This is a genomic window from Prevotella sp. oral taxon 317 str. F0108 (assembly GCF_000162415.1).
Taxonomy (GTDB): domain Bacteria; phylum Bacteroidota; class Bacteroidia; order Bacteroidales; family Bacteroidaceae; genus Prevotella; species Prevotella conceptionensis.
Window position 1 is genome coordinate 335,883 of sequence record NZ_GG740074.1, and the last position, 16,967, is coordinate 352,849.

Below are 16,967 nucleotides of genomic sequence, written 5' to 3' on the forward strand. Positions count from 1 at the left end.
AAGTTAATGCTTTTCTCTAATTATTATGTACCTTTTCTAGATTAAGGATTAAATATGAAAGCAAAAACAATTAGAGAAATTGCGTTGGCTTGGAAAAGTGAAAAGCAACGCTACGTTAAGCAGTCCACCTATGCTGCTTATGTGTTGATTTTAGAGAACCATTTACTGTCATCGTTTGGTGACTGTGAAGTTCTTAGTGAGAAACTTGTACAAGAATTTGTGCTGCAAAAACTCAATGCCGGGCTCTGCATTAAAACGGTGAAAGACATGCTCATCGTATTGAGAATGGTGATGAAGTTTGGTGTGAAGAACGGTTGGATGAACTATTGCGAGTGGGACATTAAGTACCCAACCACGGAGGGCAACAGAGAAATAGAAGTGCTGACGGTGGCACAACACAAAAAGATACTCGATTTCATCAGGCAGAACTTCACATTTCGCAACCTTGGCATTTACATCAGCCTGACCACTGGCTTGCGGATTGGTGAGATATGCGGTTTGATGTGGGCCGACATCAACACAGACACAGGCACAATCACCGTAAACCGTACCATCGAGCGTATCTACATCATAGAAGGTGAGCGCAAACACACGGAGCTGGTTATAAACACGCCAAAGACTAAGAATTCTTGCCGTGAGATACCGATGAACAAAGAACTATTGGCTATGGTGAAACCACTGAAAAAAGTGGTAAACGCAAGTTTCTATGTGCTAACCAATGAAGAGAAACCCACAGAGCCACGAACATACCGAAACTATTTCCATCGGTTGATGGGACATTTGGATATTCCTCGGCTGAAATATCACGGACTGCGCCACAGTTTTGCTACGCGCTGCATTGAAAGCAACTGCGACTATAAAACAGTAAGCGTGTTGCTTGGGCATGCGAACATCACAACAACCCTCAATCTCTACGTTCACCCCAACATGGATCAGAAGAAACGGTGTATCACAAAAATGCTTAAATACCTCAATAAGTAAGTCTGTTTTTGCGATAGTCAATGGCTAAAGGCTGGTCCTAAAAAACGTCTTTGTCAGTTTTTGGGGGACTTATCTGGCATCTTTCACCTGCATTTTGAGTGAGCATCGTTGGGCTATGCCATCGAAAAGGCAAGTGAAAGATACCAGACAAAAACAGAAAGACAGCAAAAGATGTTGCTTTAAGCGCGGTTCAATGACAGCGTATACAAGGAGTATGAAAAGATAGGTTTAATAACTTACCCCCTAAGCCTTAAACTTAACTACTCATTAACTGGATATATCGGCAACCCACGAACTAACAAACCCATAACCCCAGAAAGTTAATTGCTGTAATAATACTTGACAAAACACACGCTGCTCACCAACACATTCTAGCGAAAACAATGGTCTAAAAGTAGGAAAAAGAACGCTATTTCCCATATTCCGCCGCTCTTAATATATCCACTTTTAAGAACACGGAGTGCATTTAGCACCATTTTGCCTTTCTAGATGGTAGCCTGTTCGTGTTTTCTCCACCCCCAATTTCCTGCATTTTGCACCTAAAAAACCACATTTTGAAGTGTATTTCGCCCTTATTCTATACGTCATACTATCGAAACAAATGCTTTAAGTGCCAATACTCACCGTATTTTGTTGCATTATGTTGTGCATATTATTGCATTTAACCTTGCGTTTTGTAGCATATTGGCCAGTGTTTAGCTGCATTTTGCAGTGCATTTTGGTGCTAAATGCAATGCGTTTTGCCGCTAAATGCAGTGCGTTTCGGTGCTAAATGCTGGATATTTTGGTGCAAATCGTACTAAACTGGGTACTAGTTGCATATTCATACTGCACCAAATGGGTTGGCCACCATTATAAGCCCTGCTCCATTCTGCACCAAAACAAACCTGCGCGAGAATTGAATATTTGCGACTGGCTGGGCGATTGGTGATAAAAAAGCCAGCCATAATGTTAAAACTTACACTGAAAAGAAGACAAAAAGCTTGAGTTGACAAGTTGACGAACTGACGAGTTGATACGTTCTTATATCGTGCTTCTACACAAGCTGGGGCCTATATTTGACATAAGAACATAAGGGACATAAAACAAATCAATGGATATTTTTTCTGGGTTAGATAGCCAACATATTATTAGGCGCATCCATTTTTCAACTTTAGGAGTTAAGGAGTTAAGCCAAATGTATGGGTGGCGTTGGCCATCTTTTCACCCTTTCACCTTTTCACCTTTCTCAGATAGTTTCCATTTTAAACTAGGCAAGTTTGCAAACAAAGGGGATGTGCCGCAGCAGGCACATCCCCTTATGTTGCATTCGACGGCCATTCGTAAGGCCTTAATTCATCATCATTGAGCCATCTTCGGCAATGTGATGGGGAACAGCGGGCTGTCTACATGTTCCTTATAAACGATGTTCACCATCTTCTTCACCACATCGGGATGTTGGGCGGCAACGTCATTGTCCTCGTGTAAGTCGGTTGCGAGGTTGTAAAGGTGTGGCGTGCCCTTAATAACAATGAGTTTCCAATCGTCCATCCGCACGGCAATCTGATTTGTTTCGGCAAACTCCCAATAAAGATGGGGGTGACGTTGCTGTGCCTTATCGTTGCCCAAAAGCGTTGGGGCGATGGAGAGTCCATCGAAAAAGTCGGTGGTTAGACACTTGTTTCGATAGCGTTGCACATAGTTCTTTACGCCTGCCAGTTCGCAGAAAGTGGGCATAAGGTCGTAGAAGGCGAAAGGCAAGTCGCTCACTTTGCCGGCCTCGACACACCCTTTCCAGCGCGCAATGAAAGGAATTCTGATGCCCCCTTCGTAACACTGACGCTTAATGCCGCGCAACTTTCCGTCGCGATTGAAGAACGAAGGGTCGGCACCGCCTTCCTCGTGCGGTCCGTTGTCGCTCGTGAAAATCACCAGCGTATTGTCGTCTAGCCCCTTTTGTTTTAACATCTTCAATATCTCACCAACATACAAGTCGAGCCTTGTTATCATGGCTGCAAACTGCGCATGGGTGTGTTCTACGGCGTTGTATCGCGATGCCTCTTGCCCACCCCACGTCTTGTCTACAAAGAACTTCTTTTTATAGAAGGCCACAAGCGAATCGTTGGGCTGTGCCAACTCGGCATGAGGAAGGGTGTAAGTGAACACGCCAAAGAAGGGTTTGTCGGCCGTTTGCGTTTCGAGCCACTGCAAAGCACGGCGGTGAATGAGGTCGGCCGAGTATGCCGTTCGCTTAAAATAGTCGTCGCCAAACATCGGATGCGCAATGTTGTCGTCCAAAACCACGCGCTGCACGCCCTTATCTCCTCGCGACCTGCTGTACGAATTGAGGAAATTGGGGTAGTAGAGGTGGGCTTGGAACTGGCAGATATAACCAAAGAACTCGTCAATCCCCCGCTTGTCGGGCGTTGACGTCGACCCTTCGTAACCGCCCGCCCACTTGCCAAACATGCCCGTTTGGTAGCCGTTGGCCTTCATAATCTCGGGAATGATTACGTGATTGGCATCGTAGGGATGTTGCCCCACGATGCTGAAATCTCGGTTTTGGCCGTAAAACACGGGCTCGCTCTCGGCCCAATACTCCTTGTTTCCGCGCACTTCGGTGTGCCCCGAATGCTGTCCCGTCATGAAACATGCCCTCGACGGCGCGCTAACGGGTGCCCCCGCATAAGCTTGCGTAAAGCGCATGCCCTCTGCGGCCATGCGGTCGATGTTGGGCGTTAGGATGTGTTGTTGGCCATAACAGCCCAAATCGCCGTACCCCATATCATCACACATGATGTAAATGATGTTGGGTTTGGTGTTTTTTGCGGCCAAAGCGGGGGTTAGGGCCAACCATGCAGCCTGCGAAAGCAGGATAGATGATGTTGTTTTCATCGTTTTTAATTGCCTAATCCAAATAGTTTATTGTAACCAGGGTTTTGTGTTAGCTGCTTATTCAGCACGATTTGGCTGGTGGGAACCATGCTTAACCCAAATCATTCACTGCTAGGACCACAGACGAACGTTTTCGTTAAGCCAAATGAACAATGCCGAGCTTGTTCGGACATTGTCATGGCGAGAAAACGCACTTTTCGAGGAACGAGAAAAGAACGTTTTCGTTAAGCCAAATGAACAATGTCGAGCTTGTTCGGACATTGTCATGGCGAGAAAACGCACTTTTCGAGGAACGAAAAGAACCTTTCTTCTGCAACCGAAAAGCTGAATGATGCAAAAAGCGTGCTGAACCACAACAGAAGAAACGCCCAGGCACCACTTATCATGATGCCCGGGCAAAAAGAAGGAAAACTGTGTAAAGCCCATTTGCAGGGCAGATACCCGCTACTTGGCGTAGCCTGGGTTTTGTTCTAGCTTGGGATTGTCGGAAATATTCTTCTGTGGAATGGGCAGATACCTGTTGTAGGTGTGGAAAGTACGCTCCTCCACCGCACTGGTTCCATTTACAATGGCGCGCCTGGTTGGGTCAACCACAGTAGTGTCCACGGTTCCTGTTATGCGTGTCAGTATGCCGTTCAACACCGTCTCGGCCACCATCTTGCCATTGGTGGTGGTCCAACGCAAGATGTCTGCACGGCGAAGACCCTCACCGGCGAACTCCGAACCGCGTTCACGGCGGATTAACTCGCGCAGTTTCTCCTTGCTGTTGTATTTAGACTGGTCCACATCGGGCATCCCTACACGCTTACGCACCATGTTTATCTTGGAATAAACATCTGCCGAGGGGCCGTTCAGTTCGTTTTCGGCCTCGGCCCACGTCAATAGCACATCCGCATAGCGGAACACTATCGGGCAACACTCAGTGTCCCAAACATCCGCATACTGACTCATCGGGTCCAGATATTTTCGCCACGTGAGCGCGGTTTTAGAAGAGTTGGCAGCATTCGAAGGATAGTTCGGGTTTTTCACGCCATCCCAGTCCTCGTCCAGCGTATTGTACACCTTTTTGTTCCAGTCGGCACCGGGAAAGAGTATCGTCATCGCCATACGAGGGTCGCGTGCGTGGAAGGGATGGGTTGCATCATAGCCCGAACCCGCTTCATCGATGGCCATTCCGTTACTCATCTCGTAGTTGTCTACACATTTCTGTGTAGGAACAACCGACGACCATCCCCCGTCGCCATTGTTGTACAACTGCCCGATGGTGCCCAACGAGTGCGTACCCGTTTTGTATTGCACGGCAAGGATAATCTCTTTCGAGTCTCTCCCATCCAACTTAAAGAGGTTGGTATAGTCTTTGTCGAGCTCATACTGCCCCAAGTCGATGATGGCCTGTGCTGCATCCTTCGCTTTCTGGTAGTCGGCCCAATACAGGGCGGCGCGCATCTTCATGGCCAATGCTGCTCCCTTTGCGATAAATCCACGCGATGCGGGCTTGTCGCTAATGTCGGCAATGGCCTCCTCCAAGTCTTTAAACACAAGGCCTTTCACTTCCTGTTCGGTATTGCGTGGAACCTGCGCTTCCTTTGCGCTGGTAAAGGGCCTAACGATAGGTACGCCCCCATAAAGGAAACCCATACGGAAGTAGTTGTAAGCACGAATGGCCTTCACCTGCGCCACAAGGTTCTTTTTAACGGCCTCGCTGCTAAATGCACACTTACCTACATTTTCGAGAAAGGTGTTGCATCGGCCGATAATGGTGTAGTCGTAGAACGACCACCCCGGAGAAGACGGCGACACCGAACCGTTACCGATGTTGGTAAAGCCTTCCCAAGGGAAGTTGTTGTAGCCGAAATCGGAGCCGGCATCCCAATATAGTAAGGCGGCACCTCCTTCCCAACCATCGTAGCAGCCAACGAGAAACTTCTCTGCATCGTCACTTGTCTTCCATGTCGTAGGTGGCGACATGGCATCTTTCGGTAATGTGTTGAGGAAATCATCGCAAGACGACAGTGCCAACGCTGCCGCACCTGCCAATATGTATGTTTTTATTGCTTTCATAATGTGTAGTGGGCTTTTACTGTTTAGAATGTGATGTTGATACCTATGGCGTGAGAACGCAACAAGGGGTAAGACGAACCGCGCTCACTGGTTATCTCAGGGTCGATGTTGAACGGCAGACTGTGGAATGTCAACAGGTTCTCGCCTGCATAGTAGATGCGCACCCGCTCAACACCAATGGCTTTGAGCACGTTCTCTGGAAGAGAGTAGCCCAGCTGCAAAGTTTTCAGGCGCAGGTAAGCGGTGTTCCACAACCAGAAGGTAGACATGGCACGGGTCATGTCGCTCGGACTGTTGCCCGTCTCGAACACGCGGGGCATCTTTGCATTGTGATTGCTCTCCGTCCACGAGTCTTTCCACATGGTTGACGGGTGACTAGCATCGCCAGAGAACTCTCCTAGCACCTCACGGTTGAAGATATGCGACACGCTGCCAACGCCTTGCCACGTCATCGACAGGTCGAAACCCTTCCAAGTGGCACCGAGATTGATGTTATAAGTGATGGCTGGGATGTCGGTATGCTTAGTATAGACGCGGTCGTTCGAGTCTAACTTGCCGTCGCCATTGGTATCTTCATAGATAATGTCGCCGGCCATGAACTTCCTTCCAAACGGATTGCCGTATTTTGCCGTAAAGGCATCGGCCTCTTCCTGCGAATTGAAGAACTTGCCCGTTGCCTTATACATGTAATAGCTGTTGTATTGCTGGCCCAGGGCTGTTCGGCGGTCTCCCTTTTCTATATATTCTGTTCCTTCTCCCAAGTTCAATATCTTGTTCTTGTTGTAGGCGAAGTTCACACCGGCATTGATTGCCCAGTCTTTGTTCAGCTGTTTGGCATAGGCTAGTGAAACTTCTACACCCTCATTGCGCAACGCACCGATGTTGTCCTTATATTTTCCGAGCGCGAACTCTGCCGGAGCAGACACGTCCATGATGATATCCGTTGTTTTTCGGTTGTAGTAGTCTATCGAACCCGTCAAACCGCCGAAGAGGGTGAAGTCGACACCAACGCCCCATGTGGTTGAACGCTCCCACGATATGGTAGAGAGGTGGTAGTCTCCCTGGTAATAGCCCTGCATGAGCTGTCCGCCGAAGGGATAACTGCCATCAAGCTTATAGGTGTTCATCCAGGGATAGTAATCTGATGTGCCGTCTTGTTTTCCCGATAAAGCATCTTGGTTGCCTAGTTGTCCCCACGAGGCGCGCAATTTCAGGTCGTCGAGCCACGATTTCGAACGTTCCATAAACGGCTCTTCGGAGATACGCCACGCAGCAGAGAAAGATGGGAAGAATCCCCAACGATGTTCCTTGGCAAAGCGCGAGGAGGCATCTGAACGGAAGTTGGCCTCAAAGAGGTAACGCCCTGCATAATCGTAGTTCAAACGGCCGAAATAAGACACCATCGTCAACTCGCGCGTGTATCCCGAATTCTTTTGTGTCGAGGCATCGCCTGCATCCATGTCGGTAAGGTTGTTGTTGGGGAAGTTCTTACGATACATCCAGTCGGGCAAGTACTTGTAACGCTCGGTGTGCCATCCAAGCATAGCCTTGAAATTGTGTTTGGCAACCGACTTGTCGTAGTTCAAAAAGGCGTCGAACGTGGTTCGGTGCCAATCGTAATGGCCTATTTCCAACTTGCTGGGGTCGGTAGCCTTGTTGGCGTTGTACTGGATAAATTTCTGGAAGTAAGAGTAACGCTGCGAAGCATCGACGTAAGCTCCCTGAAGCGTCAGCTTTAAATCCTTAAACACCTGATAGTCTATGCCAATCATGCCCGTAAAGTTGCGGTTGTTGCGGTTTACGGTCATCCCCGACTCGAGCCAGGCCATCGGGTTGCCGTCCGAAACGGTGCCATAGCTGCCGTCTTCTTTCTTATAAGGTATCCACGGCGCAATGATGTTCAGCTGGCGGATAATCTGGTCGCTGCTGCCACCTGCGTATGCACTGCTGGCATCGCGGTAGTTGTTTTGGATATAAGCCAAGTTAAGATGTGCCGTAATGCGTTTAGACAACACCATATCGAGGTTTGCCCTAGCATTAAATTGCTCGCGCCCGGCGTTGGGCAGAATACTGCTCTGTTTGAGGTATCCCGCAGAAGCCAAATACTTCACAAACTCGTTACCGCCCGTCACGTTCACGTTGTGGCGGTTTTGCCAAGCCGTCTTAAATGCCAGCTTATACCAGTCGGTGTTGGGATAGTTGTATGGATCTGAGCCGTCGCGGAACTTCTGAATGGCCTCTTCTGTGAAACGCGGAGCTTTGCCGCTGCGCTCCAAAGCCTTGTTGTAATAGTAAGCGGCATCGGCAGAATTCATCCGTTCCATCAGTGCCGTGGCGTTCTGAATGCCCAAAAAGCCCGAATAGTTCACCTTCGGCGCACCGTTCTGCCCGCGTTTTGTGGTTACTAGAATTACGCCGTTAGAAGCTTTCGACCCATAGATGGCTGCCGAGGAGGCATCTTTCAGCACGGAGATGCTTGCGATGTCCTGTGGGTCCAGCGAGTTCAGCGTTCCTGCCTCCACCCCGTCGATAAGGATGTAAGGCGAAGCAGAGTTGAGCGTGCCGACACCACGCACCAGTATCAAACCGCCGTCAAGACCTGGTGCACCGCTTGCCCCAGTAACCGTGACGCCTGGAAGTAACCCCTGCAAACCCGAAGAGACGTTCGCTATGGGGCGGTTCCCAAGTGTCTTGCCATCGAGTTGGGCAACAGAACCAGAGAGGTTTGCCTTTTTCTGTGTGCCATAGCCCACCACAACAATCTCGTTGAGGGCACGACTGTCGTCGCTCAACGTCACGTCGTAGTTGCTTACGCCGTTTCTCACCATCACCGCTTTCGTGGCAAAGCCAACATAACTAATCTGCAACTCCGTGCCCGGAGCCACCGAAACAGAGAAACGACCATCGGCACCTGTCACGGCCAAGGCTGTTCCACCGGCCTGTACAGAGGCACCGATGATGGGGTCGCCATTGGCATCTGTCACCATACCGGTGATACTTTGTTTTTGTTGTTGAATACTTGCAAACGTATTCGCATCAGCCTTTGCCGAAACCGAGGGCGAGCCAAAGGCCATTAACCCGAGAACTAAAGAAAATGCCACGCTGCCCGCAACAAAAGGCGGGTGCTTTCTGCGCATCTGTTCTTCTTCCATAAAATTAGACATACTTTTTTTGATTTAGGTTTTCGGGCACAAATATAACACTTTATCCGTAATTCAGCAAAACTTTGATTTGGATTTATTTTGAAAGACGGGGATGGCAAACGGCAGTGCAGTCTGGCGAAAAAGTGAAGCTTACAGTACAAGTAAAATCTTAACGCTTCAAAAGTAACGACTCCCCGAGCCTAGCAAAGAGCTCGAGGAGTCCCAAAATAATTTACGAAACCTAGAACTTACCACCTAAGGCCTGGTAGAATTCGTAAGTTTTCTTTATATATTCAAGTTCCTTACTTGTCATATCACGAGTTCTAAAATACTGTCGACCACAGAATTTAACCTTTACCGATTTCGAATACGCCAAAGCAGAAATTAAAGACTCATTTTTATCATCTATCTGTTCATCACACCATTCCCATATACTGGTTTCATTATCTCTCTGCATCTCTTCCGGTTCGAATGTAAGAATTTTATCATTCCCTAGATTAAACATAATTGTCTTAATAAAAAGCCAATCATCAGCAGCGTATTGAATTCTAAATCGGAAGTCTGATGCCGTTTTATCACGCAAAAGAAAGTAACAATATATTCTATTCACGTTTGTATACTTCGGAGCATTCTTAGGTTCAACCCAAATCTTGTTCTCAAACTCATCTTTTCTGAAGGTGAAGTCTGAACGGTGAGCAGCTATTACTGAATCTACGTTAATCACCATGTCTCCTTTTTCACTGGACTCATCAGAATCTGTTGATACAGAATCTTTATCCGAAGAACCTTTCATGTAGGAACATGTTACCACACCGACCATTAGGATACTAAACACTGTTAATCCACCAAAAAAGAGGAGGATTCCTTTGATTAATTTTTTCATTGTCTAACGTTTTATTTGTTGTCATGTATTTTAATTATCTCGCACAGTTCATCTTCGAAACTAAAGATTTCATTAAGGCCCGCTATCTCGTGCTTTGTTTCTGTCTTATCTGCCTTAAAAGTAGAAATATACTTCTTATTTTTCCCATTGAAGTATAATCTACAAATAGGTTTACGATTATTATCGTCGAGTAGGATGGAAAAATAAGTGAGTGCATCTCTGTAAACGACACGTGATACGTCGACCGACTTGCGCACAATGGCTCTAACTATATTAAAGCCGTCAAGTTCTTCTTGAGTAGTAACGACTCCGTCCTTCAACCCTATTGCAGATTCTACCGGTTCACTTTCCGCATGCGCAGAAATCGTTTCTGTTGCTTCACGTTGCTCTTCCGAATTAAGTGCCGTCTTCAACCGCTTAGATATAAGTTCATTAATGTAACTATTAAAAGCACGTTTTACCAACTCAGAAAATTGGTCTTGCACTTTAGATGTTATAACTCCATCATACACCTTCTTTGCAAAATACTTCACGAACTCGGGCGTTGGGTTAACAAGTTCCTCCGCAAATATCTTCTTCAACTCGGTAGAATATTTCAAACCACTTGCAGAACTCAAAATGTCATCAATGTTGAAATACGATTTATGGAACTTCTTAAGCTCTACAAGCTGGTAGTCTTTCACATCAGTAATATCCAATTCAAGGAAAGGCTTGTCATCCATGATATTTTGGTTCTCCAAGTCGGTATAGAAGAGATACCTTATGCCATTTGTAAGCACACCAAACTTAGCCTTGGAGGCTACAAAATACTTTTTCAATTGTGTATCATGCAACAACAAATCTTGATGCCAGTGCTTACATTCGATAAGAATGATTGGTGCTCCATCTTTCATAATGGCATAATCGATCTTTTCACCTTTCTTCTTAACAAGGTCGCAATCCATTTCAGGTACAACTTCTAATGGGTTGAAAACATCATAACCCAACGCATTAATGAACGGCATAATGAATGCATTCTTTGTCGCTTCTTCGGTTAGGATGTTAGCTTTTTGCTGATTAATTTTTTCAGCTAGCTGTTTAATCAAGTCCTTTAAGTCCATAGTCTCTTTTAAAAGTCGTTTTAGATATTATTTATGGTAGTTGTATGTATCTGTTTATTTCTAAACGGTTTTTCAAGCACAAAGTTAATCGATAATCCTATTAAATCCAAGCATCTTATACTTTAATTTATCCGAAGTACATAGAATTTATATAAATTGGAAGGAGTTTGTAGTCTTTATTATGCCAATACTAGATGAATACTCCTCTCAGATACGAAGCGCAGGACTAGTCAACTCACCTGTTTACAAACTCACAAATAACGACCCCCCGTATACATCACCTCAATGTAACTATTCAGCAATAAGGCGTACAAACTATTATTGATTACCAACAAGTTACACAAACGGACACATACAAATTTTGGTAAAGTAATGTCATTTCGAGCTTTTTTCCGCAATATCACGTTTATAAGTTCTTGATAATCAACGTTCATTATTGCTGAATAGTTACCACCTCAATAACAAAAAGATCACAAACCATAAATTTGCAAGCTCATCACATTACAAACTTACAAATCCATCAATTAACAGGCTCGTCAACCAACCAACTCAAAAACTCATCAACATTCAAACTCAAAACCTTAAAATTATTGTTTTTATTTTACAACACCCCTCAGATTTTCACTTCATTCTAGCGAGAAAACAGGTTAAAAAGTAGGCAAATCACTACCATTTCTAGCCTTCCACGCCTTTCTCTATGTCCATTTTTAAGAACAAAGCCTGCATTTTGCACCTTTTTAGCTTTCTAGATTGGTTGCCAACTCATTATTATCCACACCCAATTACCCGCATTTTACCCCTAAAAACCCACTGTTTAACGAGCATTTTGCCCTTTTGAGCCATGTGTTTCATGGATGGGAAAGGTTTTATTTATACCATTGCAATGTATATTTATGCTTTTCGCATCGCATTTAGCACCATTTTGCCTTGCGTTTAGCACCATTTTACCATGCGTTTTGCACCAAAACGCAAGGCATTTAGCGGCAAATTGCACTGCATTTAGCACCAAAACGCAGGGTATTTAGCACCATATTGCACCACATTTTGCTAAAAACGGCCTAAAATATGGTGCAAATGGCAGCTTCTTTAAATAAAAATTCATTCTGTAGTGTTCATGGACTAACCTCTTTTTGCACCAACAACAACCTTCGCGAGAATCGATTTTTTGCGGCAAGGTGGGCGTTTGGTGATCAAAAAGGGCACTCATAATGTTAAAATTCTTACCAAAAATAAGACAAAGCAGATTATGCCGTTTACGCGCGGAAAGGAAACGGAGACGGAAAGCACGTATGTTTACAACCGCCAGCACAAGCGGTTGCCGCGCATGCAGCTCACAACCAACGGAGGCTGCATCAGGCAAACGCAAAAGTAATCGGGCATTGGCAGATGGGGTTCGGCTTGTAGAGAACACATTGAATAGTTTCCGCTGGGCCACCTTTTTGAGGCGTAACCACGTTTAGCGACGGACAAACAGGGCAGAATTTTCAGATTTTCCATATCTTTGTTCGGTATTTCGCACATCAGCGGGGCGGCTATCTTGGGTTTACAGCACAAAGACAATCAACACCCCGCAATCTATACGAAAATGATAGTCAAACATACTTGCTTTTGGAAAATTGTTGTTAGGCGTTTGCTTACGATGCACCTACGGCTTTCCTTATCCAATTTTGTTTGGCAATAAAAGTCAAGCAACTTCGATGAAAATAAATGCGAATAGCATGGCAATAACGAAAAAACAACTAACTTTGCTGAGAAAGATATTACAACAAAACCGCTTAACCATTGTTAGAGATATGGTAGAAAGTGACATTTTCTCCCGTTTAAAGGATGGAGACCTTGCCGCCTTCGAAAGCCTGTACAAAACATACTACGCCGTTTTATGCAAGCTTGCAAAGACAATCACCCACAGCCATGAGTTGGCCGAAGAGATTGTCGACGACCTCTTCTTTTATCTTTGGGACAACCACGGCCAACTGCAAGTTGAGTCGCTGCAAGCCTATCTCTTCCGTTCGATAAGAAACAACAGCGAGAAGGCCTGCCGCTCGTTGGCCTTCCGCAAGGGCAGGGTTACAGACAGCATAGACAACACCCTGCTCTGCCTACACGAATACCTATCCGACCCCGAACACCCATTGGGCTGGTTGCTTGAAGAGGAAATGAAAAACACGGCCAAGAAAGCCGTAGACGAGTTGCCGACAGAATGCCGACAGGTGTTCGAGCTGAGCCGTTATGAGGGCAAGAAGTATTCGGAGATTGCCCAAGAGCTGGGCATTTCTGTCAATACGGTGAAGTACCACATCAAAAACGCCATCAAAACGCTATCGTCTAGGTTGCCCGCAGATGTGGTTGGCGTGCTGCTTTTCGTGGTTGTCTGGTGGTAAGGGACGTCATATTCCACTAATAGAACAAACAGAAAGTACCAGATAAAGACAACAAACAATGAAGAATGGGCTAAGAAAATGAGAAAGCCGCAAGTGTGTGTGTTTTAGGGCATGCCTGCAAACAGCTCAAATTGTCTATGAGGAACAGCAACCTCTACTTTATCTTGCAAATCGAAATTGAAAACCATAGCCTCGACCATAGCGTGTCTGTTCTCGGTTTTCCCGCCATTATGGTAGAAGTGTTCTTTTGTAACGACATTGAATTGCTGCCAGAAACGACTCACCATCTCATTTTGGCGAAAATCGTTGTGATGCCAAGTGGAAAGGATAAACCTTGCTCGTGTTTGGCGCAAGGCATGGAAAAGTTCCTCTTCATCCTTTTCCGTCCAACCATTATAATAGTCAACATACCGCCCGTAATAAGGTGGGTCGCAATAAATAAGGTCGTTTTCCCCTGCCTGTGCTATTGTTTCAAGAAAGTGTACGTTATTGAAAACCCATTTTTTCCCTCCAATTATACGAGCAATGTTTTCAATCTGATTACATATTTTGGTTATATATGCAGGTGCAAATCGCTCGGGTTTCTTGCAAAAGGGTATGTTCCAACAACCTTGCTTGTTGAAACGCATCATCCCATTAAATCCTGCACGAGACAAGAATATAAAATCATACGGGCTGTGCTCCTTGTTGAACCTGTCGCGCACAAGACGATAGTGGGCATAACCATCCTCATCCGCCACCTCCAAAAGGGCACCTTCACGTTCAAGATATGCACGCATAGTATAAGGCGTAACCTCTCCGTTCTGTACCTTCTGGTAGAAATTGATGATGTGCGGATTGGTATCGCCAACAATGTGCGTACCCATTATGGGGCAGTTGAAACCCACCACGCCAGTTCCAAAGAAAGGTTCTATCCAGCGTGCAGTAAGGCTAACGCCCGAAGTCAATATCAGGTCATTAATCCACGGGACCAATTTCGTCTTGATACCTTGCGATTTTATAGGGGGAATGATAACAGGCATCTCTACTTTTTCAATTCTGTAAGTCTTTTACTCATTTTTTCCAGATACTCTATATAAGTTTTAAGATTGTGGTAATGCTGTTTCCCCATGCCAGCCTTTTGGGCATCGGCCGCATTATAGTAGTTCATCCAATAATCATTGAAAACCTCTTCTCCATACTTGGCGAACGTTCCCTCCCCATTCACGAGTTTGTCTACATCAACAACACCTCCGATGTTCCTCGTGTTTCCACTTCCTGGTTGGTCGCTTGCTATCTTCCACTTTGGTTGGACAAAGAATATGAAGTGTTCTATAACCGACTTTATGTCCGCCAGCGTGTCAATACTATATACCTCCATGTCCTTACCATCCTCGACACCCTGTTTATAAAGCACCCCAAGTACAAGATGGCATTTATAATCATCATACGGATAATCCGTGTTCCTTTTTACTTGGCGGTCACGGAAATAGCCCCAATAAGAGCCAAGCGTAAGGCCGTTCACCTTTTTGTCGTCACGGTAGTAGCTGGATTTAAAGTCTACGGCAAACAAATTGCCTTCCTTATCTTTAAATGTCAAGTCTGGATAGAAGTTTTGTGCCGAGGGAAATTCCAAAACAAGCCCGTTGCGCTCGGCAAAGGAAGCCAGTTTTGGGATGAGTATAATTTCTATAACCTTCGATACCACCTTCGTATCATTGGTTATTCCATAAATATTCTTATTCACATCTATAAAGCCCTTTACTATCCAATCATTGTTTGGGGTCTCAAGTAACGCTTTGTATGATTTCACTTCTTCTGCCAGAAGTTCTTGAAACACTTTCTTATCCATACTTTAAACATTTTACGAACGACATGTTAAGCCTTTTAAACTATCTTGCAACACAGATTTCATTTCAGACGGACTAGGTAATCTTAGACTTTTGGAACATTCCTTTTATCTCTTGAAAAGTGAAATCGATGCAAAAGAGCAACGCATGCTGCACTTCTAAGATAGCGGTCGGCTTGACCCTCGCTACCTTACCATATTTTAGTGGGTGTTATTTTCGTGTCCCTAAGCCTAGGATAGCACGCACACCCACGCGCTAAGCACAAGACAAAGATACAATAAAATTTGAACTCCACCCTTATCCACCACAAGCAAAACGTCATTATGCGCCGAAAAACAAGTTCTTGAAGGACAATTCAACGCACACCACAAATGCACTTGGGCGTGCCCTTGCCCAGAAAACATACTTCAAAACGTGCAGGATGGGGAACGACTCACCAACAGGAAAAACGCCAGACACATGAACAACGTCCTATGAAGGCTTATGCCACACACTGGAATTCATCTTACACAACCATTCTTTATCTGAGCATTATTTACAAGACAGCAACTTGCGGAACGGGCATTCTAGAAAGAAGAATGCCCAACAGCCACATTTTCTTGCGCTTTTCACTACCCTACCACCACCCCAAAAGGCTCTATCATGATAAAGGGGAACCGAGTATGAAAACAGAAAACGAGCATATCGACAACCTGATACGCCACTTTGTGCAAGGCGACATCACTGCGGAGGGGCTTTGCGAACTGAACAATTTCGTTAGGCAAAGCGAGGAAAACAGGCTGTATGTACGCAACTTGCGCGAACTGCTTTTCGACCGCGCTGCCGCAAAGGCACACGAAGAGTTCGACGTGGAGCAGGCTCTGCAACGCTTTCATGCGCATGTACACACTGGCAACACTGGCGAAAAACAGGCACAACGCCTGCCAATAAAGCTGCTGGTAAGGGTTGCTGCGGTTTTTCTCATTGCCGTGTTGCCCATCGTTGCCTACTTCTTAGGCATGCAAAAGGTAAACCGGCAGTTTGCCATGATAGAGACTAACGCCCCAGATGGTTCGCAACTCAGCCTTGTTCTTCCCGACGGCAGCAAGGTAAAGCTCAATTCGGGTTCAACAATCAGGTACTCGCAGGGGTTCGGCATATCGGATAGAAAGATATATTTGCATGGAGAGGGGTTCTTCTGCGTAAAGCACAACGAGCGGATGCCATTGTCTATCGTTACCAAAGACGTTGTTTTGCACGACCTCGGAACGGCTTTCAAAGTGAGCAATTATCAGGAAGACCAACACGCAACGATTAGCCTTTACGAGGGCGAACTAAGCATAGACAACCTCATTTCGCAACAAAAGGGCCTTGCAGTAAAGCCGGGCGAACGTATCGTTGTAAACAAGACAACGGGCCAACTGCATAAAGAAAGCGTCAAAGAAACAATGGATGAAGGCGCAAGCATGAACACTTTTTTGAGACGTAACCACGTTTTGCGACGGACAAACAGAGCAGAAGTTTCAAATTTTCCGTATCTTTGTTCGGTATTTCGCACACGAGTGAGATGTTTATCTTGGTTTTACAACTCTAAGATAATCAACACCTCTCAATTTATAGGAAGTCCAAAAAGACAAGGCTACGTCCATGTTTTGCAACCGACAGATAGGGCTGAATTAATTTATTCGCATCTTTGTTTGATCTCTCGTGTGTGAGAGGAGTGCTTATCTTGGTTT

At 45.5% G+C, this 16,967-nt stretch carries 13 protein-coding genes; 6 read left to right on the plus strand and 7 right to left on the minus strand.

Translation table 11 applies throughout. The annotated features are described in order from the left end of the window. Positions 1 to 54 precede the first annotated feature (54 nt). Both HMPREF0670_RS10800 and HMPREF0670_RS10805 read left to right on the plus strand, forming a co-directional pair. Positions 55 to 981, plus strand: coding sequence for a tyrosine-type recombinase/integrase (locus HMPREF0670_RS10800; protein WP_009231189.1), 927 nt, complete (start codon positions 55 to 57; stop codon positions 979 to 981). Positions 982 to 2,074: 1,093 nt separating this feature from the next. Further along, the gene (locus HMPREF0670_RS10805; RefSeq protein ID WP_044078151.1) at positions 2,075 to 2,329 is read left to right on the plus strand and encodes a hypothetical protein; all 255 of its coding nucleotides are present in this window, start codon (positions 2,075 to 2,077) and stop codon (positions 2,327 to 2,329) included. Here HMPREF0670_RS10805 and HMPREF0670_RS10810 read toward each other — a convergent pair. Beyond that, positions 2,323 to 3,855 (minus strand): arylsulfatase, encoded by a 1,533-nt coding sequence (locus tag HMPREF0670_RS10810; protein WP_009231190.1) that lies wholly within the window; start codon positions 3,853 to 3,855, stop codon positions 2,323 to 2,325. The two genes, HMPREF0670_RS10805 and HMPREF0670_RS10810, sit on opposite strands and share 7 nt — an antisense overlap. A gap of 240 nt (positions 3,856 to 4,095) precedes the next feature. On the opposite strand from HMPREF0670_RS10810, the gene HMPREF0670_RS16740 reads away from it, so the two are divergent. Then, on the plus strand, positions 4,096 to 4,329 hold the full coding sequence (locus HMPREF0670_RS16740; protein WP_044078152.1) for a hypothetical protein: 234 nt from the start codon (positions 4,096 to 4,098) through the stop codon (positions 4,327 to 4,329). Here the strand turns inward: HMPREF0670_RS16740 and HMPREF0670_RS10820 are convergent. From HMPREF0670_RS10820 to HMPREF0670_RS10835, 4 genes are all read right to left on the minus strand, one after another. Beyond that, complete coding sequence (locus HMPREF0670_RS10820; protein WP_009231191.1) at positions 4,300 to 5,916, minus strand: RagB/SusD family nutrient uptake outer membrane protein; 1,617 nt, start codon at positions 5,914 to 5,916, stop codon at positions 4,300 to 4,302. The genes HMPREF0670_RS16740 and HMPREF0670_RS10820 overlap by 30 nt on opposite strands. A 23-nt stretch (positions 5,917 to 5,939) precedes the next feature. After that, on the minus strand, positions 5,940 to 9,080 hold the full coding sequence (locus tag HMPREF0670_RS10825) for a SusC/RagA family TonB-linked outer membrane protein (RefSeq protein WP_044078153.1): 3,141 nt from the start codon (positions 9,078 to 9,080) through the stop codon (positions 5,940 to 5,942). Positions 9,081 to 9,300: 220 nt separating this feature from the next. Continuing rightward, complete coding sequence (locus HMPREF0670_RS10830) at positions 9,301 to 9,942, minus strand: hypothetical protein (protein WP_009231193.1); 642 nt, start codon at positions 9,940 to 9,942, stop codon at positions 9,301 to 9,303. A gap of 11 nt (positions 9,943 to 9,953) precedes the next feature. Continuing rightward, the gene (locus tag HMPREF0670_RS10835; protein ID WP_009231194.1) at positions 9,954 to 11,042 is read right to left on the minus strand and encodes a type I restriction endonuclease; all 1,089 of its coding nucleotides are present in this window, start codon (positions 11,040 to 11,042) and stop codon (positions 9,954 to 9,956) included. 1,246 nt (positions 11,043 to 12,288) lie between these two features. On the opposite strand from HMPREF0670_RS10835, the gene HMPREF0670_RS17445 reads away from it, so the two are divergent. Both HMPREF0670_RS17445 and HMPREF0670_RS10845 read left to right on the plus strand, forming a co-directional pair. Beyond that, complete coding sequence (locus HMPREF0670_RS17445; RefSeq protein WP_255346291.1) at positions 12,289 to 12,414, plus strand: hypothetical protein; 126 nt, start codon at positions 12,289 to 12,291, stop codon at positions 12,412 to 12,414. Positions 12,415 to 12,760: 346 nt separating this feature from the next. Then, positions 12,761 to 13,423: an RNA polymerase sigma-70 factor gene (locus tag HMPREF0670_RS10845; protein ID WP_232213908.1), complete on the plus strand. Its 663-nt coding sequence runs from the start codon at positions 12,761 to 12,763 to the stop codon at positions 13,421 to 13,423. A 104-nt stretch (positions 13,424 to 13,527) separates the two neighbouring features. On the opposite strand, the gene HMPREF0670_RS10850 is transcribed toward HMPREF0670_RS10845, so the two are convergent. Next, positions 13,528 to 14,445 (minus strand): DNA adenine methylase, encoded by a 918-nt coding sequence (locus HMPREF0670_RS10850; RefSeq protein ID WP_009231196.1) that lies wholly within the window; start codon positions 14,443 to 14,445, stop codon positions 13,528 to 13,530. Between the two features lie 2 nt (positions 14,446 to 14,447). Further along, a complete protein-coding gene (locus HMPREF0670_RS10855) occupies positions 14,448 to 15,254 on the minus strand; it encodes a type II restriction endonuclease (RefSeq protein WP_009231197.1) in 807 nt (268 codons plus the stop codon). Between the two features lie 660 nt (positions 15,255 to 15,914). Between HMPREF0670_RS10855 and HMPREF0670_RS10860 the strand changes: the two genes are divergently transcribed. Beyond that, complete coding sequence (locus HMPREF0670_RS10860; RefSeq protein WP_009231198.1) at positions 15,915 to 16,946, plus strand: FecR family protein; 1,032 nt, start codon at positions 15,915 to 15,917, stop codon at positions 16,944 to 16,946. Positions 16,947 to 16,967 lie beyond the last annotated feature (21 nt).

What these genes read in the sequence shown, in the direction of transcription:
- HMPREF0670_RS10800 (WP_009231189.1), top strand. Translation starts at nt 55, where the DNA reads ATGAAAGCAAAAACAATTAGAGAAATTGCGTTGGCTTGGAAAAGTGAA.
- HMPREF0670_RS10805 (WP_044078151.1), top strand. Translation starts at nt 2,075, where the DNA reads ATGGATATTTTTTCTGGGTTAGATAGCCAACATATTATTAGGCGCATC.
- HMPREF0670_RS10810 (WP_009231190.1), bottom strand. Translation starts at nt 3,855, where the DNA reads ATGAAAACAACATCATCTATCCTGCTTTCGCAGGCTGCATGGTTGGCC.
- HMPREF0670_RS16740 (WP_044078152.1), top strand. Translation starts at nt 4,096, where the DNA reads ATGTCGAGCTTGTTCGGACATTGTCATGGCGAGAAAACGCACTTTTCG.
- HMPREF0670_RS10820 (WP_009231191.1), bottom strand. Translation starts at nt 5,916, where the DNA reads ATGAAAGCAATAAAAACATACATATTGGCAGGTGCGGCAGCGTTGGCA.
- HMPREF0670_RS10825 (WP_044078153.1), bottom strand. Translation starts at nt 9,080, where the DNA reads ATGTCTAATTTTATGGAAGAAGAACAGATGCGCAGAAAGCACCCGCCT.
- HMPREF0670_RS10830 (WP_009231193.1), bottom strand. Translation starts at nt 9,942, where the DNA reads ATGAAAAAATTAATCAAAGGAATCCTCCTCTTTTTTGGTGGATTAACA.
- HMPREF0670_RS10835 (WP_009231194.1), bottom strand. Translation starts at nt 11,042, where the DNA reads ATGGACTTAAAGGACTTGATTAAACAGCTAGCTGAAAAAATTAATCAG.
- HMPREF0670_RS17445 (WP_255346291.1), top strand. Translation starts at nt 12,289, where the DNA reads ATGCCGTTTACGCGCGGAAAGGAAACGGAGACGGAAAGCACGTATGTT.
- HMPREF0670_RS10845 (WP_232213908.1), top strand. Translation starts at nt 12,761, where the DNA reads ATGGCAATAACGAAAAAACAACTAACTTTGCTGAGAAAGATATTACAA.
- HMPREF0670_RS10850 (WP_009231196.1), bottom strand. Translation starts at nt 14,445, where the DNA reads ATGCCTGTTATCATTCCCCCTATAAAATCGCAAGGTATCAAGACGAAA.
- HMPREF0670_RS10855 (WP_009231197.1), bottom strand. Translation starts at nt 15,254, where the DNA reads ATGGATAAGAAAGTGTTTCAAGAACTTCTGGCAGAAGAAGTGAAATCA.
- HMPREF0670_RS10860 (WP_009231198.1), top strand. Translation starts at nt 15,915, where the DNA reads ATGAAAACAGAAAACGAGCATATCGACAACCTGATACGCCACTTTGTG.